Below are 20958 nucleotides of genomic sequence, written 5' to 3' on the forward strand. Positions count from 1 at the left end.
CAGTCTTACTTCTGGTCCGGCAAGACGATATTGACTTCCAACATCTCCATATTGCCTTGTTTTTGAAGGTTAAACTTCACATCTTCTTGATCAATTTTGACGTATTTGGCGATCACCTGCATCAATTCGTCCCGCATTTGGGGCAAAAAGTCGGGGCCGTCCTGATCTACACGTTCGCGCGCGATAATCAAAGACAGTCGTTCTTTTGCAACATTGGCAGACTTTTTCTTCTCGCCAAACAGCATGCTCAGTAATGACATCACCTTAACCTCCAAACAAGCGTTTCAGCAGGCTGGGCTTTTCGTAGTCCACAAACTGCAGCGGTTTGGTTTCGCCCAGAAAGCGAGAAATACAGTCTTGGTAGGCCAAAGCTGCATCGTTTTCCTCGGCGTGAATTACAGGCATACCCTGGTTGGAAGCCTGCAACACGGTTTCACTTTCAGGAATAACACCCAGTAGTGGCACACGCAACAGGTCAGCCACGTCCGAATAGCTTAGCATTTCGCCATCAGCTGCACGCTTGGCGGAATACCGGGTAATGAGCAGGTGCTCCTTCACGGGTTCGCCGCCTTCCTTGGCGCGCTTGCTTTTCGCTTGCAAAATGCCAATGATGCGGTCGGAATCGCGAACCGACGACACTTCCGGGTTGGTCACAACAATCGCTTCGTCGGCGAATGTCAATGCCATCACTGCGCCGCGTTCAATGCCGGCGGGGCTGTCACACACAATGTACTCAAAGCCCATTTCGATCAGGTCTTTGATTACTTTTTCCACGCCTTCTTCGGTCAAAGCGTCTTTGTCCCGGGTTTGGGAGGCGGGCAAAATCGACAACATTGGGCAATGTTTGTCTTTAATCAGGGTTTGCTGCAAATTGGCTTCGCCGTTGATCACATTGACCAGGTCGTAAACCACGCGGCGTTCACAACCCATGATCAGGTCAAGGTTGCGCAAGCCCACGTCAAAGTCGATCACTACCGTTTTAAAACCACGCAAGGCAAGGCCTGCGGCAAAACTTGCGCTGGTAGTTGTTTTACCAACGCCACCCTTACCGGATGTAACAACAATGACTCGACTCACAAATGGTCTCCTAGCGGATGTTGATGGCTTTGAGTCGCAATACTGCCGGCTCGGTGCCATGGTCAAGATGAATTAATGTAGGTTTGGATCGGTTTTCTTCAGGAAAACCGCCCTCGAATGTTAAGTAGTAACCCGCCACGGCCACCAGTTCCGCTTCGAAGCTGGTGGAAATGATGCGGGCTTGGGTGTCTCCTGCTGCACCGGCCAGTGCGCGTCCCCGCAACACTCCGTAAACGTGCACATTGCCATCTGCGATGACTTCAGCGCCAGCAGACACCTGTCCCATGACAATCAGATCGGCGCCTTGGGCATAAATTTTTTGGCCACTGCGCACGGGTTGATCGATCACCATGGTGCGGCGGGCCTTGTCGAAACTGGGCACAGCCGAGTGGGTGGCTTGCTCGGAATCGGCTTTTTGTACGGTGCTTGCTTTGGCAGGTGCTTCCGGTTCGGGCGCGGCCACAGCAGTTGGGGCCCCAGCAGGCGCTGGCTCGGCAAGATCCGCTTGCCCAACTTCGAACCGAAGGCCCAGTTCTTCGGCTTGAGCCTCAAGGGTTTCGTTTTGGCCTCGCACCTCAACCAGCAGCACGCCGGCGGCCTTGAGCATGTCAGCGTAGGCTTTTAATTCAATGCCATGTTCAGTCAGTTCGGTGTCATTCCAGGCGGAAAAGTCGAGCACAGCCGGTTCGGCAGAGTACACGCCGGGGGTGGGGCCAAGTCGTTTTTTCAGGGCATCGAGGCTTTCTTGCAGTGGCGCAGGGCGCAAGGCAATGGTCACAGCCTTGATTTTGGCGAATTTGATGTCCAGCGGTGCTGAAGAAGGTTTGTTCAAGGTAATCGAAGTCCGGGGATGCTGAGCTATCGGGCAGCTGAGTTTTCAGTCAATTTTACGAACAAAGCCCGAGCCGTGTGCCGGTCTCGGGCTTTTTTGAATGCAACCTTGCCCGGATTAAATGGGCACGCGTTTCAACATTTCGATACCGATTTCACCAGCAGCGATTTCACGCAGGGCGGTTACTGTTGGCTTGTCTTTGTCGGACTTTACTTTGGGTGTGTGGCCTTGGGCCAGCATGCGGGCGCGGTAAGTGGCGCACAGGGCCATGTCGAAACGGTTAGGGATCTTTTTCAAGCAATCTTCAACGGTGATGCGGGCCATCTGGTGTCCTTACAGTCCAATACTTTTGAGTTGCGCCCCGTGGCGCGCCATTTGCTGATTGAAACGGCAACGGGATGCGAAGACGATCGATTTCAGCTCCAACAGAGCCTGTGTGAAATCATCGTTAAGGATAACATAATCAAAGCGCCTCGCCTGCTCGATCTCGAGTTGTGCGGCACCCATTCGCTTCAAAATCACCTCTTCCGTGTCTGTGCCCCGTCCGCGAAGCCGTTTTTCGAGTTCCTCGATGCTGGGGGGAAGAATAAAGATGGACACCACATTCTCTACCTTGCGCACCACTTGTTCGGCACCTTGCCAGTCAATTTCAAGCAGCACATCGCGGTCAATGGCCATTTGCCCTTCAACCCAGGCGCGCGATGTACCGTAATAGTTGCCATGTACGTGCGCCCATTCCAGAAAGCCGTCCTGGTCGCGAACCGCTTCAAATTCATGTTGGGAAATGAAATGGTAGTCTTTGCCGTCCACCTCGCCAGGGCGTGCCTTGCGGGTTGTGTTGGATATGGACAGGCCTATGCCCTGAACTTCAGCCAGTAGCGCCTTTACCAGCGACGATTTGCCCGCCCCAGAGGGGGCGCTGACAATAAACAGGCTTCCAGAATACTGTGGCGTGTGCTGGGGTTGGGCCAAGGCAGTCATGTGGTCTTCACAGATTGATCAACAAGCCGTGATTCTATTGGATTTCCCGTGCACTCGCCATGTTGACCGTTTATTCAGCGGGCTTGGCATGCTCGGTCAAAACAAACCAGGGCTTGGTGGATGTCTCGTCCCCGAACCCTGAGCCTTTGCTGACTTTGTAGCTTGAAATGGGCGCAGCAATCAACTCACGTTCATTGGGCAGCAATGCACTTGAAACCGATACGTCTTTGGCCAACTCGGATTGAACGATGCAACTGACTGTGCCAAACACGCTGGGAATCAGGGGGCCGGCAGAGTCATTTCGCTTGCTCATGCTCAGAAAATAGTCGGGTGTAAAAGGTTTGCCGGTTTTCTCTGCCTCTAGCATGGCCTGAAACATGGGGGATACAGGTTTCAGATTGTGTTGCGCTTCAGAGGACTGCACAGGCAATGCATTCAGAAAACTGACCAGCACAAGGCTACGGTCCAGCAGGTCCGAGTGCGATTGAGGCTCACCCTTGAATTCACCCCGCAAGAACTGGTTTATTTGACTTGAGTAGCCATCGGTTGCGATGTAATCCCGAAGCACGCACCGTTCTGCGGTGCTGACCGGGTGCGCCATTGGGCCTTCTTTGGGTACATTGGGCAAGATTGACGGGGCTGAAAGTACCTCGATTCGCTCTTGTGCCGACAAGGTGTTTTCAAATTTGTAGTGATCACCCACCTTTATTCTGGGAATTTCACCCTGGCTGGAATTGCCAATTTCCAAACGACCGCTTTTGATGAGGTCCATGTCTGCCAGTTTTTCCTGGCCTACCCTGAACTGCGCCAAATCGCTGCGTTGCATGCGCAGTGTGGGGTGAAATAACAAAGTCTGTGCACTGCCTGCTTGCCCTTTGGTCACCAAAAGCAGGCCCGCGATTCGCGGGTCTTTGGCGGCTTGGGGTAACACGTGTTTCAGGATTTGGTTAAGCAGTGAAATGGGTGTGGTCATTGGGCACGGTCTCGAACAGGGGTAAGTTCGATTGGGTGCCCAAGTATTCAGATTGGTTCAGTTCAGTACCAAATTCAGTGTTTATTCAATGTTCTGAACTTGCTCGCGGAACTGTTCCACGAGCACTTTCAGGTCAATGCTGGCTTGGGTTTGAGCGATGGCGTGGGCTTTGCTGCCCAGTGTATTGGCTTCACGGTTCAATTCCTGGGTTACAAAGTCCAGTCGTTTGCCAATGACCCCACCTTTTTTCAGAATGCGGCGCACCTCGGTGAAGTGGGTTTGAAGCCGTTCTACTTCCTCTTTCACATCAATGCGCACACTGTGCAGCGCCACTTCGTGTTTGATGCGTTCTTCAAGGTCTTCCACGGTTAAGTGGCCGGCTTTGTCATTGATGATTTTGTCGAAGGCCTCGGTCATGCGTTCCCGAATTTTGCCCTCGTAGTGGGCCAAAAACTGGGGCAGCATGGGTAGCAGGCTGTTCACAATGGTTTCCATGCCGTCTACTTTTTCCAGCAATACAGTGGCAAGGCCAGCGCCTTCGCGCTCGCGGCTTTGTTTCATTGCATCAATGGCTTGGTCGCACAAGGCTGAAATGGTCTCTTGCAGTTCTTCACCACTCAGGCTGTTGTCTTCAACCACACCGGGCCAGTTCAACACCTCGGTAATGCGAAAGCCGTTCGCCTTGGGCAAGGCACTTTGAATGCTGGCTTCAAGGGCGGCCAGTTGTTTAACCTGTTCCAGGTCCACTTTTGGAATCCGTTTTTCGCCCTCTGCACGTCCCCAGGAAATGCGGCACTCCACTTTGCCCCGGCTCAAGGTATTCATCAGCTTTTCGCGAATCAGTGGTTCAACCGTGCGCAGGTCGTCGGCCATGCGAAAGTTCAGGTCCAGAAAACGGGAATTCACGCTGCGCAATTCCATGCTCAAGGTGCCAGCACGGGTGGTGCTTTGCGCGTTGGCAAAGCCTGTCATGCTGTGTACTGCGGCGGTGTTTTTGCTGTCCTTGCTCATTTGCGGCCTGTGCGTGTGTGTCGGTGGTGCATGGATTGTAAACTCTGGACTGGTGCTTGTTTTCTGTGGGGGTGTTTTTGTCGGGTCGAATCATTGCCCATTTGGACATGGACGCCTTCTACGCCAATGCTGAACTGGTGCGCAACCCAGCCTTGCGGGGTTTGCCTGTGGCTGTGGGTGGTCGCCGTGGCATGCAGCCACTGCCAGGTCAGCAATTTCCAACCCTTGCGCAGTACGAGGGGCGCGGGGTGTTGACCACCGCCAATTATGAAGCACGCGCATTGGGTTTGCACTCGGCCATGCCCACCATGAAAGCCGCCAAGCTGGCGCCCCATGCCATTTTATTGCCAGCCGATTTTGATTGGTACAAAACACTCTCGCGCCAATTCAAGGCCGCTGTGCGTGAATTGACTCCAAACGTCGAAGACCGGGGAATTGATGAGATTTACATTGATTTAACCGAGGAAACTTCGGGTGATTTTGACGTGGCCATTGATCTGGCCCGGCAATTGAAGGCGGCCGTGACCAATGCCACTGGCGGCATGACCTGTTCGGTTGGGCTGTCTGAAAACAAGCTGACGTCCAAAATATGCTCTGACCTTCAAAAACCGAATGGACTTAGCGTGGTCCGCCCCGATCAGTTTCAAGAAATGATCTGGCCCTTGCCCGTTGGCAAAATTAACGGGGTGGGGCCCAAGGCACAGGAAAAGTTGAAGGCGATGGGGGTGAACAGCATTGCCGAGCTGGCTGCCCAACCCCTTGACTTGCTTCGGGAGCGTTTTGGTGAAAGCTATGGCCTGTGGATGCATGAAAGCGCCAATGGCATTGATCTCAGGCCAGTGACGCTGTATTCCGAGCCGAAAAGCATTAGCCGTGAAACCACGTTTGAGAATGACATGCATGTGCGCAGGCATCGGGACCAACTCACGCAGGTATTGACTCACCTGGCCGACAAACTGGCGCAAGACTTGGCCCGCAAGCAGCGCCTTGCAAAAACCATCGGTGTGAAAGTGCGCTTTGCAGATTTCAAATCGTTAACCCGCGATGTAACCACGGGCTTTACGACGAGTACAGCGGACGAAATTCTGCAAGCCGCGCGAGCCTGCCTGAAAAAAATTCCTTTTGAACAGAAAGGGGCACATTCAACCATTCGATTGCTCGGTATCAAGGCCAGTCACCTGATTACACCCGCCGATGCAGCGCTTGAGCAGGCTGCACAGGAAAACCGCCGCAGCAAAGGGCAGGCCCAGTTATTTCTCGACCTTGAAGATGCGCCATAATGCGGGCACGACAATTGGTTATGCACTGGAGAATTTGAATGACTACCACCACAGCCCGCCCCGATGGACGAAGCCCCCACGCCCTGCGAAAAATCAGCCTTGAGCGCAATTACACCAAGCATGCTGAGGGTTCGGTCATGGTGCGTTTTGGCGATACGCATGTGTTGTGTACCTGCAGTATTGAAGACAAGGTGCCTGGCTTTTTGAAGGGTCAAAACCAGGGTTGGTTGACCGCCGAGTACGGCATGTTGCCCCGTTCAACCCATTCCCGCATGGACCGTGAAGCGGCCCGTGGCAAACAAAGTGGCCGCACCCAGGAAATTCAGCGTTTGATTGGCCGCGCCCTGCGTGCTGCGGTTGATTTGAACAAACTGGGCGAACGCACCTTGAAAATTGATTGCGATGTGATTCAGGCCGATGGCGGCACACGCACCGCATCCATTACCGGTGCCATGGTGGCCGTGGCCGATGCAATCGGCAAATTGATGGCCAGTGGTGCCTTGGCCGAAAGCCCGATCAAACAATTTGTTGCTGCGGTTTCAGTGGGCGTGGTCAATGGCCAGGTGGCACTCGATTTGAATTACGACGAAGACTCCACCTGCGAAACAGACCTGAATGTGGTGATGACCGAGAAGGGCGGTTTTGTGGAAGTGCAGGGCACAGCCGAAGGTGAGGCTTTCAGCCGGGACGAATTGAATGGCATGCTCGATTCCGCAGCGGCAGGTATCGCTGAATTGGTTCGCTTGCAGAAAGCAGCACTTGCCGCTTGACCCGCAGGAAGGAAAAACGCCATGGCATTGAACAATGAATGGGTGCTGGCCAGCGGCAACAAAGGCAAGCTGCGTGAATTTCAGGACCTGTTTGCCCCTTGGGGCGTGAACTGGGTTGCCCAAGGTGAACTGGGCGTTCCCGATGCGGACGAGCCCTTTCACACCTTTGTTGAAAATGCATTAACCAAGGCACGGCATGCCAGCCGCCTGACCGGGCGCCCCGCGCTGGCCGACGATTCTGGCTTGTGCGTGCCTGCCATTGCTGGCGCACCAGGTGTGTTGTCGGCCCGCTATGCCACTTTGTTTCGGCAGGAAAAAAGCGACGCCAACAACAATGCTTGCCTGGTTGAACAGCTTAAAGGTGTTGAAGACCGGCGCGCTTATTTTGTGTGCGCCATGGTTTGGGTGGCCCATGCCGACGACCCCACACCCACCATTGCCCAAAAAATGTGGTGGGGCGAAGTGATCGACGTGCCGCAGGGTGAACATGGATTTGGTTACGACCCGCATTTCTGGCTTCCTGAACACCAATGCACTGCCGCGCAAATGCCCAAAGAATTGAAAAACAGATTCAGCCACCGTGCGCAGGCCACACAGGCCTTGCTTGTTGAGTTGCAACAGCGCCTGGGTTTAAAGAAGGTGGGTGCCTAAGTGGAACAGGGCAAGGGCGACGACAAGCCAACTTTCATGGCAACCTCGGCCAGTAATCTTGTTGGCCGCGTGTTCATGCCCAGCGAACTTCGTTTCGCCGCCATGCCACCACTGGCGCTTTATATTCACCTGCCTTGGTGTGTGCGCAAATGTCCTTATTGCGATTTCAACAGCCACCTGGCCCCGGAAAGCAAGCTGCGCGAAGTGGGCATACCCATTCACGCTGACATGCAGCCTGCCGCGGGTGAACAAGGGTTTGCAGAATCCTTGCCACTCGACTTGCAACGCCGCTACCTCAATGCGCTGGTGGCGGATCTTGATCAGCAGTTGCCCAAAATTTGGGGTCGAAAGCTGTATTCCATTTTTATTGGGGGCGGCACGCCTTCCTTGTTTGCACCCGAGTTGATTGATGAGTTGCTGGGTGCGGTGCGTGCGCGCCTGGGCATGCCGCAAAGCGGCGAAATTACGATGGAAGCCAACCCGGGTACCTTCGAGCAAGCCCGGTTCGAGGGGTTCCGCAAAGCAGGCGTGAACCGGCTTTCAATCGGTGTGCAAAGTTTCTCTGATTCTCACTTGAAGGCCTTGGGCCGGGTGCACAACAGCGGACAGGCGGTGGCTGCCGTAAGCAGTGCTGTGGCCTTGTTCGATGAAGTGAATATTGATTTGATGTACGCCTTGCCCCACCAGAATGTGGAGCAGGCGCTGGCCGATGTAGAGCAGGCCGTGGCGCTGAACAGTTCCCACTTGAGCCTGTACCAGCTCACCATGGAACCCAACACCCTGTTTGCTGCCAAACCGCCACCGTTGCCCGACGATGACACTTTGATCGACATTGAAGAGGCGGTTCACCGCGCAGCAAAGGCGGCAGGCTTTGAGCAGTACGAAATTTCAGCCTTTGCCAAACCTGGGCATTGTTGCCAGCACAACCTGAACTATTGGGGGTTTGGCGATTACCTGGGCATTGGTGCCGGGGCCCACGCGAAAATCAGCTACCCCAACCGAATTGAACGTGAAACCCGCCACCGCAACCCGATGGCTTACATGGAAGAAATGGAGGGCGCAGCGCAGCCCCTTGAAGTACGCACCTTGGCTGTGAAAGAACTGCCCTTTGAATTCATGCTGAACGCCTTGCGTTTAAGCGATGGTGTGCCGGAAAGCTGGTTTGTAGAGCGCTGTGGCAGGCCATTAAATGATTTGCAGAAACCATTGAAAATGGCGTTGGACAAGGGTTTGATTGAAACCCAACCCGGCGTATTCAAACCCACCGAATTGGGCTTTCGTTTCCTGAATGATCTACAGGAAATGTTTTTGACTGGCTAGCTTAGTTCAAATGGCGCGTTTCAGGCCGTTCGATAATGCTGGGCACACTCTTGAAATGCAGGCCCCAATCGGCTTGCCCACATGTTTTGATCAACAAATCGGCAAAGCCATGTTGCAACTGCTCGGCCATGCGCATTTCAAACCCCTTGCCACTGCCGGCCACCAGCTTCAACACCAGGTCGGTGTTGTGCGCCTCGCCGCTGGGGCGAAGTTCAATTTGAGTGATCAGCAGCGGGTCGGAACCCAGAGGGGTTGTGGTGTTTTTGTCCTGAAATGGGCTTTTGAAGTCGGCTGAATACAGCGACACCTCCCGGCTCATTTCCAGCAGTGCTTTGCGGCCCGCATCATTGAGCGGCCTGTCGCTGGCCAACAGCTTTTGCATCATCTCGTCCAGGCTGGGTATCAGCATGCGCACCATGCGCCGTGTCAGCCACACCCGAACCTCCTGATTTTCAGACGAGTTGATCCGCATCAATATACGGTCGTGTTCAGGCGCATAGGCTACTTGGAGTTGTTTGATTTGCATGGCAGCGTACTTGAAAAATAGTGCAAGTCATTTGTGTTGGCGTTATCTTGAAATCACCACGCTCGCCCACACATACGGTTCATGGGTATTGTGACTCAAAATTGTTAAGAAGGGTTTGCACACATGCGTTTAGATCGACTCACCACCAAGTTTCAGGAAGCTTTGGCCGACGCCCAAAGCCTGGCCGTGGGAAAAGACAACCCCACTGTTGAACCTGCACACGTGTTGTTGGCCATGCTCAAGCAGGGCGAAGGATCGGTGCGCGGGGTGATCAGCAAGGCAGGTGGCAATCCGCAGGTGCTGATCAAGGGCGTTGAAGCCGAGGTGAACAACCTGCCCCAAGTGGCCAACAATGCCGGGCAAATCCAGATTGGCAGCAAGCTGCAAGCCGCCCTGAATTTGACTGACAAAGAAGCGCAGAAGCGTGGCGACCAGTTTATTGCCAGCGAGTTGTTTTTGTTGGCTTGTTTGCAAGACAGCACAGGCTTGGCCAGGGTGATGAAGGAAGCGGGTTTGAATGCCCAGTCGCTGAACACAGCCATTGAACAGGTGCGTGGCGGTGTTGCCGTAGATAGCGCTGATGGCGAAAGCCAGCGCGAGGCTTTGAAAAAATACACCATTGATTTAACCGAGCGTGCCCGCAAGGGCAAGCTTGACCCCGTGATTGGTCGTGACGATGAAATTCGCCGCGCCATTCAAATTTTGCAACGCCGCACGAAAAACAACCCGGTGCTGATTGGCGAGCCAGGGGTTGGTAAAACCGCCATTGTGGAAGGCTTGGCCCAGCGCATTGTGAATGGCGAAGTACCCGATACCTTGAAAAACAAGCGCGTGTTGGTGCTGGACATGGCGCTGTTGTTGGCTGGTGCAAAATACCGGGGCGAATTTGAAGAACGCTTGAAAGCCGTGTTGAAAGACGTGGCTGCCGATGAAGGCCAAACCATTGTGTTTATTGATGAAATTCACACCATGGTGGGTGCAGGCAAAGCCGAAGGCGCAATTGACGCTGGCAATATGTTAAAGCCCGCACTGGCCCGCGGTGAGTTGCACTGTATTGGCGCCACCACGCTGGATGAATACCGAAAATACCTTGAAAAGGATGCCGCACTTGAACGCCGTTTCCAAAAGGTGTTGGTGGGCGAGCCCAGTGTTGAAAGCACCATTGCCATTCTTCGTGGCTTGCAGGAACGTTATGAGTTGCACCACGGCGTGGACATTACCGACCCTGCTATTGTGGCCGCAGCCGAGCTTTCTCACCGCTACATCACAGATCGTTTCTTGCCCGACAAGGCCATTGATTTAATCGATGAGGCAGCTGCTCGAATCAAGATGGAAATTGATTCCAAGCCCGAGGAAATGGACAAGCTTGATCGCCGCATTATTCAATTAAAAATTGAACGCGAGGCTGTGAAGCGCGAGCAAGACGAGGCGTCCAAGAAGCGCTTGGCTTTGATCGAAGAGGAAATTGTTCGCCTTGAGCGCGAATACGCCGATCTGGATGAAATCTGGAAAAGTGAAAAAGCAGCAGTGCAGGGCAGCGCAGCCATCAAAGAGGAAATTGATCACATTCGCGCAGAAATTGAACAGTGGAAGCGCAAGGGCGACTGGCAAAAGGTGTCTGAACTTCAGTACGGCAAATTGCCTGATCTGGAGAAAAAACTAAACGATGTGAAAGACAACGAGGGTGGCGAGAAGAAACCCAACAGGTTGTTGCGCACGCAAGTTGGCACCGAGGAAATTGCTGAAGTGGTGAGCCGAGCCACGGGCATTCCGGTCAGCAAAATGTTGCAGGGTGAACGCGACAAGTTGCTGCAAATGGAAGCGGCCTTGCACATGCGTGTGGTGGGGCAAGACGAAGCGGTTACCTTGGTATCGGATGCCATTCGCCGCTCGCGTGCCGGGCTTTCCGACCCCAACAAGCCTTTGGGTTCATTCCTGTTTTTAGGCCCCACGGGTGTGGGTAAAACCGAATTGTGCAAAGCCTTGGCGGGCTTCCTGTTCGACTCAGAAGACCACCTTGTTCGCATTGACATGAGTGAGTTCATGGAAAAGCACACGGTGAGCCGCTTGGTGGGGGCGCCTCCAGGGTACGTGGGTTACGACGAAGGCGGTTATCTGACCGAGGCTGTGCGCCGCAAACCTTACAGCGTCATTCTGCTGGACGAGGTGGAAAAGGCCCACCCCGATGTATTTAACGTGCTGTTGCAGGTGCTCGACGATGGTCGTTTGACCGATGGGCAAGGCCGCACTGTGGACTTTAAAAATACGGTAATCGTGATGACATCCAACCTGGGTTCGCATGAAATTCAACGTTTGGCCGGGCAAGACGGCGAGTTGATCAAAGCCGCGGTGATGGAAGAAGTGAAGCAACATTTCCGCCCGGAATTCATTAACCGGGTTGATGAATTGGTGGTGTTTCATGCCCTGGACAATGCGCACATTGCCAACATTGCACGCATTCAGTTGCATCGTTTGCAACAGCGTTTGGCAAGCCGCGACATGCGCCTGGAGGTAAGCGAAGCAGCATTGGCCGAAGTAGTGAAGGCTGGCTTTGATCCACTGTATGGTGCAAGGCCTTTGAAGCGGGCCATTCAGCAGATCATCGAGAACCCTGTTTCGAAGATGATTCTGGAAGGCCGGTTCGGTCCAAATGATGTGGTGCCCGTGGATTTCAAGGACGGTGCATTTACGTTTGAACGTGTGGTGCACTGAAGTAATCGTCGGGAATCTGCCTGCTGAAGTTATCCGAAAAACTCGGCAGGCTTGATTCAATCGAGTGGCGGGCCAGGTTAAGTGCCTGGCCTGCAACCAGCCTTGGCAGGCCAGAGTACGGCACCAAGTCGTGCTCGGGTTTGTCGAGTTGATTTCCTGCTTCGTCCCGAAAGTAGCTGCTGGTTCTGTACAGGCTCTCGTACTCGTCTTCTTTTAGTCGGGCTGCGTAGCACTCAATTTTTTCCAGCGGGTGTGGCTGGCCAGTTTCTTTTAAATATTTCACCTTGGCTTGTCGAACGGCCTCAAGGCGTCCAACGCCGTCGAGCGTGATCAATCGATCGGCGCTTGCGCAACCAATTTTCAAAGCGCCTGTTGAGCCTGCCAGAAAGTTCATGGCATCCAGATGAATTGTTTTGTCTGTTGGGTTGGTTTTCATCCAAGCCAGAATGCGGCTTGCCCGTTGCGCTGTTTTTTCAATCGCTTCCCCATCAATGCTGTGCTGTGACCGAATTGCTGCAATTGGAACGTGTACCAGGGTGTAATCCGTGTTGCTTATTTTTCCGGTAATCCAGGCAGAGGTGTTGTGACGCTTTACCCGGGCCGGGCATGCAATGGCTGTCAGCAATCTTGGCAAGGCTTTGAAGTTGCCAAATTTTGACAGCATGGCGAGCATTCCTCCGCTGTCGACTTCTTGCAGTGTTTGGGCGGATTGATGTTGCTGTAATTGACTGGCAATGGCTTTTGCTGAAATCGAAATTGCCTTGCCCGTGAGCTGACTTTGAGTGTTTACCGGGGAGGAGGAATTTGAATTGACGTTGGGCGTATTGGATATCACTTGGCATTTACCTGGCAGCTTCAATAACTGTCGGTGTCATTCAGGGCCGAGAAAGTTCTGCCCTGAATGATAGCCTTGGGTCGAAGCCTTAGTGTGCAGCCGCGTACATCGCCTCGCCAGCCTCAACCGGGTTGCCGGTCTTGTTGAATGTTTCCAGCCACACGCCGTAGTTGTGCACAGTGGGGTCTTGCCAGGGGTGAAATCCTGGCTTGAAATAGTTCAGCAACTTGGGCAGCAAACTGCTGTACAGGCCCTTGGGACCAAGCAGCCACACCAGGCCCTTGGCGTACATTTTGAACCGGGTCCAGCCTTTGAATCCATCGGTTCCCAAAATGATCCAGGTGAACACCAAGGTGTGCAGCGTGAAATTGAACATGGCGTGAGCCATTGCCAGGCTGCGTTTGAAGTAGCCTACCTTGGCAACTTTTTGCATCACGTCAAATGCCACTGCTTTGTGTTCCATTTCCTCAACAGCATGCCATGCCAGCATGGCGCGCACGCGGGGGTCTGCACCGGCCATCACTTCTTTGCGGGCAAAGAACATTTCAGCCATCATCGCTGTGAAATGTTCAAGCGCCGCTGTCATGGCCAGGTTGTATTCAGGGGAAAGCACCTGTAGGCGGCGATTCATGATTTTGGTGATCACGTGCAGCATTTTGTCCACCGGCACGCCTTGTTCTTTCAGGCGTTTGTTGTAGTCGGTGTGCACCTTGCCATGCTGGCCTTCCTGAAAAGAAAAATCCTTGACCGCTTTCAGCAATTCGGGATCGGTGATTTTGTCTTTGAAGTTTCGCACGCTAGAGATGAAGTAACGTTCTCCGTCCGGAAAACTCATTTGTACGCCATCAATCACGCGGGTTTTGAATGCGTCTCCGTCCATCCAGTATCTGGGGATGTCGTTGTCGGTAATCCCAAAGTCCAGATCTTTGCGAACTACGATGTCTTCTTTGAACGATGTGGTTGTCATTGCCGCCTCCTGCTGCTTCGTTTGAATAAAGATTACAGAATCACCACGGCACACGATATGATTTGAAATGACAAATAAGGAAGAATTCACGACAATCTGAATTATTTAACGTACTGGAGACAGGGTGGAAACCATCAATTTTCAAATGCTTGCAAGCCTTGCCAACGCAGCGCGGCGCTGCGACATTGATTTGAACAGTGTCATGCAAGAGCTGAAACTTGAAATCGACATGAGTGGCGATCCACGGCGGCGAATGTCGTTGCAGTGCTTTCACTCCTTGTTTGGGGCAGTGGATGCACGCAAACCAAGTCACCACTTTCCCTTGGTGTTTGGCGATTCATTCAATTTTGATGGTTTGCCTGAATTGGCAACTTTTGTAACCAGCGCCTCGACCCCCCAAGAGGCCATGCGCGTGCTGGATTGGTCGCCCAAGTTGCTGCATCCCAATTTGCATTTCAAAACCCTGAATCTGGGTGATGAGGCAGCGCTGGAAGTCAAAGTATCCGACCCGACTGGGGTTAACGAAGACCTGCCCGGTTTTGTAGAGGCTGCCATGTCGGCCGTGTTGAAGTTCATTCACCTTCTCAGCCCTGGATCACACTTGATCAAGCGAATTGAATTTCGCCATGCACCTTTGACCCAAGAATCCGCCTATCAAGAGGTGCTTAAAACCACAGTCCTGTTTCAGCAGGCCAACAATCGCCTTGTGGTGCATTCCTCTGCACTCGATTTGCCTTTGCCTGGCGGAATACCTTCGGCACACCACAAAGCGCAAGCCGTAATTTTGGACCGATTGTTGCCTGATGTGCAGGAGCAAACGCTGGAAATACAAATCAAGCGACTGTTGAAGTCTCGCTTGAGTATGCTGAGCGAGCCAATACAGGTGATAGGCGAGGAGCTACACATTCACCCACGAACCTTGCAGCGCAGGCTTAAAAGCGAGGGCAAGTCTTATGCTGAAATTCTAGGGGCTGTGCGTCATGAACTGGCCTGCGAAATGTTGAAAGGCTCGGTGCTTGACATCGAAACCATTGCTGCAAACCTTGGATACTCAGACCGGCGAAGCTTTACCAGTGCCTTTGTCAAGTGGCAGGGTATCTCTCCCAGAGAGTTCAGAAATCAGCACTGAAACCTTTCGACCATGTTTACTGCCCGTATTTCATGTTTAAATTTTGGCTGTCAATAATCGCATTTAATTTTGGAGCTTCCCATGACCCCCACCACCGACCTTTGTGATGCAAACGAAGACAAAATTGCCGCGGGCACATTGCGTGTTGTTGAACCCATGTTTCAAAGCTGGGGCCTGAAAAGCAGTTTTATGGGCCAGGCGCATACGTTGAAAGTGTTCGAAGACAACTCGCTGGTGCGCAGCGCCCTGGAGAAAGACGGGCAAGGCAAGGTGTTGGTCGTGGATGGCGGCGGCAGCATGCGTTGTGCCCTGGTCGGTGGCAACCTTGGGATGCTGGCCGAGAAGAACAACTGGGCAGGTATTCTTGTGTACGGCTGCGTGCGTGACACACTGGAGCTGGATGAGTGCGATGTGGGCATTCGCGCATTGGCCACACACCCCATGAAAAGTCAGAAGCGGGGTATTGGCCATGAGAACATTGATGTTGCGCTCAGCTTCACCACCGTGCGCCCCGGCAACTGGGTGTATGCGGATGAAGACGGCGTGCTGGTGAGTGACCAGGCGTTGATCTGATTTGCTGATTTGCGCAGCCAAGTTCATTTGAAATTTAAGCTGCGCCGCATGATTTAGAGTGCATCCTCTTTTTCATTTAGAGAAAAAGTATTTCACATCGTGATTAATTGGAGTTAAGTCATTGATTTTAAATGATACGAAAAAAAGTCTTGTATAAGATATAACTCTTGTTGCTCTGCGAAATGATCTGTAAGATACGGCTCATCACCTGATCGACACCACTTGCCCAAGTGATACCCGCGAAGCTGTACACGCAGGGCACCGCAAGTAGGCCATCAAGCGAACCGTTTTCTTTTTTCTCTATCGCCTCTAAGGAAATCACCATGAAATCTTTTGACCAACAGGTTCAAGAACTCAACAAAGACTGGGAAACCAACCCCCGCTGGAAGCTGGTAAAGCGCGGCTACAAAGCTGAAGACGTGGTACGTCTGCGCGGTTCACTGCAGCCAGAGTACACACTGGCCAAGCGCGGTGCTGAAAAGCTGTGGGAAAAAGTAAACGGTACAGCCAAGAAAGGCTACGTGAATGCGTTCGGCGCGATCACTGCTGGCCAGGCCATGCAGCAAGCCAAAGCTGGTTTGGAAGCCGTGTACCTGTCAGGCTGGCAAGTTGCTGCTGACGGTAACAGCTCTGAAACCATGTACCCCGACCAGTCTCTGTACGCTTACGACTCAGTGCCAAAAATGGTTCGTCGTATCAACAACACATTCCAGCGCGCTGACGAAATTCAGTGGAAGAACATTTGCGACGGCAAAATGAAGTCCGACGACGCAATCGATTACTTCCTGCCTATCGTGGCCGACGGTGAAGCCGGTTTCGGTGGTGTTTTGAACGCCTACGAACTGATGAAGAACATGATCGCTGCAGGTGCTGCTGGTGTTCACTTCGAAGACCAATTGGCCGCTGTGAAGAAGTGTGGTCACATGGGTGGCAAGGTATTGGTTCCAACCGCTGAAGCGATTCAAAAGCTGATTTCTGCACGTTTGGCCGCCGACGTAATGGGTGTTCCCTCAATCGTGTTAGCTCGTACCGACGCTGAAGCCGCTAACCTGCTGACTTCTGACTTCGATGAAAACGACAAGCCATTCTTGACTGGCGAGCGCACTCCTGAAGGTTTCTACCGCGTAAAGAATGGTCTGGAACAGGCCATTAGCCGTGGTATCGCCTACGCACCTTACGCTGACCTGGTATGGTGCGAAACAGGTACACCCGACATCGGTTTTGCCCGTGAATTTGCGCAAGCTGTTCTGGAAAAGAACCCAGGCAAGCTGTTGAGCTACAACTGCTCACCATCATTTAACTGGAAGAAAAACCTGAACGACAGCCAGATCGCTTCCTTCCAGGAAGACCTGTCAGCCTTGGGTTACAAGTACCAGTTCATTACATTGGCCGGTATTCACGTTAACTGGTACAACACATTCAAGTTTGCCAATGCATACGCCAACGGCGAAGGCATGAAGCATTATGTCAATATGGTTCAAGAACCTGAGTTCGCAGCGCGCGAACAAGGTTATACTTTTGTATCTCACCAGCAAGAAGTTGGCGCAGGTTACTTCGATGACGTAACGACTGTGATCCAGGGTGGCGCTTCTTCAGTAACAGCCTTGAAGGGCTCTACAGAAGAAGAACAGTTCCACTGATTTGCTGGTTGAACTGAATTTGTCGGCAATCTTGGCAGTCTCCCACCCCAAGAGGGGTGGATAGGTTGACCGACTAAGGGGGGGAGAGGAGACAAGCTCAAAAAACCAATTCAAGAGTATTTTTCCCCTTGCTGGGCCTTTACAAAAGGCCCAACAGCGAGTGCTGAAGCCCGGTAAGAAACTTGCCGGGCTTTTTATTTGTGCTTGAGCATGTCGTGAACAATGGCGTCGCAAAGCGTGTCTTCCCAGCGGTAAACATGAACATCCTGAAGCGCACCCAATAATTCTTTTTCCTCTTTCGAGTACGCCTGTACAAATATTCGAATGCTGGGGTTCAACATTTTCGCGTTCTCAATCATTTGGGTCAGTCCCGGTGTATCGCCAGTGGCTATCACAAGGCTGTTGGCATTCGTCGTGTGCGCTTGCACCAAAGTGACAGGATCCGCATATTCGCCAGAAACTGCTGCAAGGCCATTCTTTCTCAGCTTGGCCACTACCTCACGGCTGGTGTCGACGATCACATGCGCTACATTTTTCTTTTTCAGTGATTTGGCGATTCGTTTACTCAGTTCAGTGTGGCCAACCAGAACCACATGACTCCCCAGGTACTTGCCATCGGTTTGCTGCGGCAGTTCTTCCATGGTGTGGCCACGGGCATTCAAATTACGAACCCATTGAAAGCGTTTGACCATGCCACTGTTCAATTTCGGGATGAGTGAGAAGATGACCGGGTTCAAGGCAATCGACAAGATTGCACCCGAGACCACCAGGCTTTGTACCTGCAGGTCGACCAGGCCCAGGTACAAACCCAACCCAATCAAAATGAAAGAAAATTCGCCAATTTGTGCAAGGCTGGCAGCAATCACCAATGCGCTTTTGAGCGGGTATTTAAACAGCAGCACCAAGGCACCCGCAGCCAGCGATTTACCCAGCACGATAATGGCCACCACAGCCAGCACGCGCAGCGGGTATTCAAATAACACGTCGACCTGGAAAAGCATGCCCACCGACACGAAAAACAGCACGGCGAATGCATCACGCAAGGGCAGGGATTCCTCGGCTGCGCGGTGGCTTAATTCAGATTCGCGCATGACCATGCCGGCAAAGAAGGCACCCAGCGCAAAAGACACATCGAACAAGCCCGCCGCCACGAAGGCCAGGCTGATGGCCAGAGCGATGACTGACAGTGTGAACAATTCGCGAGAACCAGTTTTTGCGATGTGCCATAGCATCCACGGAATGACCCGCTTGCCCACCACCAGCATCAAGCCAACAAACAGGGCGACTTTCACCAAAGTGAATCCGATTTCAAACACCAGGTTGGTCTCTGGATCCAGCGAGCCGCCCTTCAACAAACCAGCCAGCGGGGGAAGCAGCACCAGAATCAGCACCATGGCCAGGTCTTCAACCACAAGCCAGCCCACTGCAATTTGCCCATTTGCACTGGTCAACATGCCGCGGGCTTCCAATGCCTTCAGCAACACCACCGTGCTGGCCACTGACAAGGCAAGACCAAAAACCAGACCTTGGCCCATGGGCCAATCCCAGTAATGGGCCACACCCATGCCCAATAGCGTGGCTGCCGTCATTTGAACAATGGCGCCAGGCACGGCGATATTCTTGACGGCCAACAGGTCTTTCAGGGAGAAGTGCATGCCCACACCAAACATCAGCAGCATCACGCCCACTTCAGCCAACTGGTTGGTGAGCGCAGGGTCTGCCACAAAGCCGGGTGTGGCCGGGCCAATCAGGAACCCGGCAACCAGGTAACCCAGCAAGGCAGGCGTTTTCAGTTTTTCTGCGATAAAGCCGAAGATGAGCGCAAGGCCAAAGCCAAATGCCAATGTGGCAATCAGGGAAACGTCATGGGGCATGTTGGGGGCAGTCCTAATGGTATTGTTCTAATGATAGCAAGTACATATAGAATGCACTCACCTCATAGACAAGGACTTCCCCCCGAAGTTGCGAACAAGAAGCGTCTTATTCTGTTTTAAATACCTTGATTGCATTCATCATTGATAGCGACACGCCAGACAAGTGCGTTGCCACTTGAGTGTTTTGTTGGGCAGCAGCTGTATTCTCTTCAGTCATCTGTGCAACACGTTCCACGTTGCGGCTGATTTCGATGCTGACATTCGATTGTTCTTTCATGGACACCGCAATGGCGGCAATCGCCTCAGAAACCCGGTCAGAGTCAGACTTGATTTTCTGTATGGTTGTGTTCACCACTTCGGCTTGATCGATCCCTTCCTGTACCAATTGCACCGAGGTGTCCATCGATTTGACTGCACCTTGCGTGATGTTCTGAATTTCAAACACCATGCTGGAAATTCGGTCGGTAGATCCTTTGGTTTGTTCGGCCAATTTGCGAACTTCATCGGCGACCACAGCAAAACCTCGGCCTTGTTCCCCAGCGCGGGCGGCTTCAATGGCGGCGTTCAAGGCCAGCAAATTGGTGCGGTCTGCAATCTCGGTAATGGTCGAAACAATCTCTGAAATATCTGCAGATTGTTTTTCCAGTGTTTGTACTGCTTGCGCACTGGTTTGAACTGATGCTGCAATCCGCTGTATACCCTCAACCACCTCACCCAAAGTCACCATGCCATTGTCGGCCGATTCACGCGCTGCGTTGGCAGTGGTGGTGGCGTCATTTGAATTCTCTGAAATTTGTGAAATGCTGACAGTCAATTCCTCTACGGCGGCTGCCATTGATGAGGTGGCATCAGCCTGTTCTACACCCGCATTGGCCATGGTTGATGAAGACTCTTTCACCTGTGTCGCGTTGCTGCTCAACTCAAGTGCAGATTGGCGAATGCCATCGATTAACTTTCTCAAGTTACCCTGTGCGGTAGCCAGTGCAGCCAAGAGCTGGTCTACTTCATCCTTGTTCTGGTGGTTAATGGGGCTGTTCAGCTCACCATTGGCCAAAGCATTAATGTGCTTGCCTGCAGTGCCTAATTTGTTTTGAAGCAGCTTGACCAAACTGATGGTTGCAAACACACCCACCACGAAGCTGGCAATCAGGGCGGCAGCCACCGACCACAGTGCTGTTTGATAAGTCGTCTCGGCCGCTTGGGTACGAATTTTCAGCAAATTCAATTCTTCTTGTTCAACCTGTCCAATCAGCTCGCGCATTTTGTCCATGATGGGCTTGCCCGACAAGGAGACGAATCGGTTCATGAACTCGGTTTGATCAATTTCCTGATTGTTGAGTGATTGGCGCAGTTCAATGGTTTTCTCGATTGAAAACTTCAACCAGTTCGAATACATTTCTCGCAGGCTGTTAAATCGTTCGGTTTGTGCGGGGTTGTCTGAGGTGAGTTTGATCGCCGCCGCAAAGTGCGTGTCAATTTCCTTTTTGCCTTCGGTGTAGGGCTCAAGGTAAGTGGGGTATCCCGTGACCAGAAAGCCGCGTTGGCCGGTTTCAATGTTGGTCATGTTTTCCCGTATCAAACTAACTTCCCGCAGCACCTCATGGGTGTGCTCATTGGCCTGGGCTCCTTCCATGATTTTCTTGGCATTCAAAAGCCCAAGTGCGCCCGTCAACAGGCCCAGAGCAATCACGAGAGCAAAGCCAAATCCCAGTTTGGCACGTATGGTATTAAACATGGCACTTCCTTAGTGGTGGTTTATTTGTTGTAGTCGAGCAAGTATCGCCAATGTTTACAAAGTGAAGTATCT

21 protein-coding genes are annotated in these 20958 nt (G+C 52.6%); 8 read left to right on the forward strand and 13 right to left on the reverse strand.

Annotation, left to right across the window (positions count from 1 at the left end; translation table 11 throughout):
- Positions 1-5: 5 nt before the first annotated feature.
- From minE to ACVL1J_RS13215, 7 genes are all read right to left on the reverse strand, one after another.
- A complete protein-coding gene (gene minE, locus ACVL1J_RS13185; protein WP_159571646.1) occupies positions 6-260 on the reverse strand; it encodes a cell division topological specificity factor MinE in 255 nt (84 codons plus the stop codon).
- Between the two features lie 4 nt (positions 261-264).
- Entirely contained in the window at positions 265-1077 is an 813-nt protein-coding gene (gene minD / locus ACVL1J_RS13190) for a septum site-determining protein MinD (RefSeq protein WP_159571643.1), read from the reverse strand.
- Positions 1078-1087: 10 nt separating this feature from the next.
- Positions 1088-1909: a septum site-determining protein MinC gene (gene minC / locus ACVL1J_RS13195; RefSeq protein WP_341237412.1), complete on the reverse strand. Its 822-nt coding sequence runs from the start codon at positions 1907-1909 to the stop codon at positions 1088-1090.
- A 117-nt stretch (positions 1910-2026) separates the two neighbouring features.
- Positions 2027-2233: a DNA-directed RNA polymerase subunit omega gene (gene rpoZ / locus ACVL1J_RS13200; protein WP_008251793.1), complete on the reverse strand. Its 207-nt coding sequence runs from the start codon at positions 2231-2233 to the stop codon at positions 2027-2029.
- Between the two features lie 9 nt (positions 2234-2242).
- The gene (gene gmk, locus ACVL1J_RS13205) at positions 2243-2890 is read right to left on the reverse strand and encodes a guanylate kinase (protein WP_159571638.1); all 648 of its coding nucleotides are present in this window, start codon (positions 2888-2890) and stop codon (positions 2243-2245) included.
- Between the two features lie 70 nt (positions 2891-2960).
- Positions 2961-3863: a hypothetical protein gene (locus ACVL1J_RS13210; protein ID WP_341237411.1), complete on the reverse strand. Its 903-nt coding sequence runs from the start codon at positions 3861-3863 to the stop codon at positions 2961-2963.
- A gap of 81 nt (positions 3864-3944) precedes the next feature.
- The gene (locus ACVL1J_RS13215; RefSeq protein ID WP_159571632.1) at positions 3945-4874 is read right to left on the reverse strand and encodes a YicC/YloC family endoribonuclease; all 930 of its coding nucleotides are present in this window, start codon (positions 4872-4874) and stop codon (positions 3945-3947) included.
- Positions 4875-4945: 71 nt separating this feature from the next.
- Between ACVL1J_RS13215 and dinB the strand changes: the two genes are divergently transcribed.
- The 4 genes from dinB to hemW are packed head-to-tail and all read left to right on the forward strand — an operon-like array spanning position 4946 to position 8895.
- The gene (gene dinB, locus ACVL1J_RS13220; RefSeq protein ID WP_341237415.1) at positions 4946-6154 is read left to right on the forward strand and encodes a DNA polymerase IV; all 1209 of its coding nucleotides are present in this window, start codon (positions 4946-4948) and stop codon (positions 6152-6154) included.
- 38 nt (positions 6155-6192) lie between these two features.
- A complete protein-coding gene (gene rph, locus ACVL1J_RS13225; protein ID WP_341237410.1) occupies positions 6193-6924 on the forward strand; it encodes a ribonuclease PH in 732 nt (243 codons plus the stop codon).
- 21 nt (positions 6925-6945) lie between these two features.
- Positions 6946-7575, forward strand: a complete 630-nt coding sequence (gene rdgB / locus ACVL1J_RS13230) for an RdgB/HAM1 family non-canonical purine NTP pyrophosphatase (protein WP_341237409.1) — start codon at positions 6946-6948, stop codon at positions 7573-7575.
- Positions 7576-7611: 36 nt separating this feature from the next.
- Positions 7612-8895, forward strand: coding sequence for a radical SAM family heme chaperone HemW (gene hemW, locus ACVL1J_RS13235; RefSeq protein ID WP_491665441.1), 1284 nt, complete (start codon positions 7612-7614; stop codon positions 8893-8895).
- A gap of 1 nt (position 8896) precedes the next feature.
- Here hemW and ACVL1J_RS13240 read toward each other — a convergent pair whose 3' ends face one another.
- On the reverse strand, positions 8897-9421 hold the full coding sequence (locus ACVL1J_RS13240) for a hypothetical protein (protein WP_159571617.1): 525 nt from the start codon (positions 9419-9421) through the stop codon (positions 8897-8899).
- 123 nt (positions 9422-9544) lie between these two features.
- On the opposite strand from ACVL1J_RS13240, the gene clpB reads away from it, so the two are divergent.
- Entirely contained in the window at positions 9545-12133 is a 2589-nt protein-coding gene (gene clpB, locus ACVL1J_RS13245) for an ATP-dependent chaperone ClpB (RefSeq protein WP_341237407.1), read from the forward strand.
- On the opposite strand, the gene ACVL1J_RS13250 is transcribed toward clpB, so the two are convergent.
- Together ACVL1J_RS13250 and ACVL1J_RS13255 are read right to left on the reverse strand one after the other, a co-directional pair.
- On the reverse strand, positions 12108-12797 hold the full coding sequence (locus tag ACVL1J_RS13250; protein WP_341237406.1) for a hypothetical protein: 690 nt from the start codon (positions 12795-12797) through the stop codon (positions 12108-12110). The genes clpB and ACVL1J_RS13250 overlap by 26 nt on opposite strands.
- A gap of 259 nt (positions 12798-13056) precedes the next feature.
- Positions 13057-13935, reverse strand: a complete 879-nt coding sequence (locus ACVL1J_RS13255) for a metal-dependent hydrolase (RefSeq protein ID WP_159571608.1) — start codon at positions 13933-13935, stop codon at positions 13057-13059.
- 124 nt (positions 13936-14059) lie between these two features.
- On the opposite strand from ACVL1J_RS13255, the gene ACVL1J_RS13260 reads away from it, so the two are divergent.
- Both ACVL1J_RS13260 and rraA read left to right on the forward strand, forming a co-directional pair.
- On the forward strand, positions 14060-15064 hold the full coding sequence (locus tag ACVL1J_RS13260; protein WP_341237405.1) for an AraC family transcriptional regulator: 1005 nt from the start codon (positions 14060-14062) through the stop codon (positions 15062-15064).
- A gap of 81 nt (positions 15065-15145) precedes the next feature.
- Positions 15146-15637, forward strand: a complete 492-nt coding sequence (rraA, locus tag ACVL1J_RS13265) for a ribonuclease E activity regulator RraA (RefSeq protein WP_341237404.1) — start codon at positions 15146-15148, stop codon at positions 15635-15637.
- A gap of 127 nt (positions 15638-15764) precedes the next feature.
- On the opposite strand, the gene ACVL1J_RS13270 is transcribed toward rraA, so the two are convergent.
- Positions 15765-15962, reverse strand: coding sequence for a hypothetical protein (locus ACVL1J_RS13270; protein WP_491665373.1), 198 nt, complete (start codon positions 15960-15962; stop codon positions 15765-15767).
- Here ACVL1J_RS13270 and aceA point away from each other — a divergent pair.
- Positions 15961-17277: an isocitrate lyase gene (gene aceA, locus ACVL1J_RS13275; RefSeq protein ID WP_201301490.1), complete on the forward strand. Its 1317-nt coding sequence runs from the start codon at positions 15961-15963 to the stop codon at positions 17275-17277. The genes ACVL1J_RS13270 and aceA overlap by 2 nt on opposite strands.
- A 194-nt stretch (positions 17278-17471) precedes the next feature.
- Here aceA and ACVL1J_RS13280 read toward each other — a convergent pair whose 3' ends face one another.
- Together ACVL1J_RS13280 and ACVL1J_RS13285 are read right to left on the reverse strand one after the other, a co-directional pair.
- Entirely contained in the window at positions 17472-19151 is a 1680-nt protein-coding gene (locus tag ACVL1J_RS13280; RefSeq protein WP_341237403.1) for a cation:proton antiporter domain-containing protein, read from the reverse strand.
- A gap of 106 nt (positions 19152-19257) precedes the next feature.
- Positions 19258-20886 carry a methyl-accepting chemotaxis protein gene (locus ACVL1J_RS13285; protein WP_341237402.1) on the reverse strand — a complete coding sequence of 543 codons (1629 nt, stop codon included), beginning with the start codon at positions 20884-20886 and terminating at the stop codon, positions 19258-19260.
- Positions 20887-20958: the final 72 nt, after the last annotated feature.

The organism is Limnobacter sp. G6BE5S, assembly GCF_058448965.1.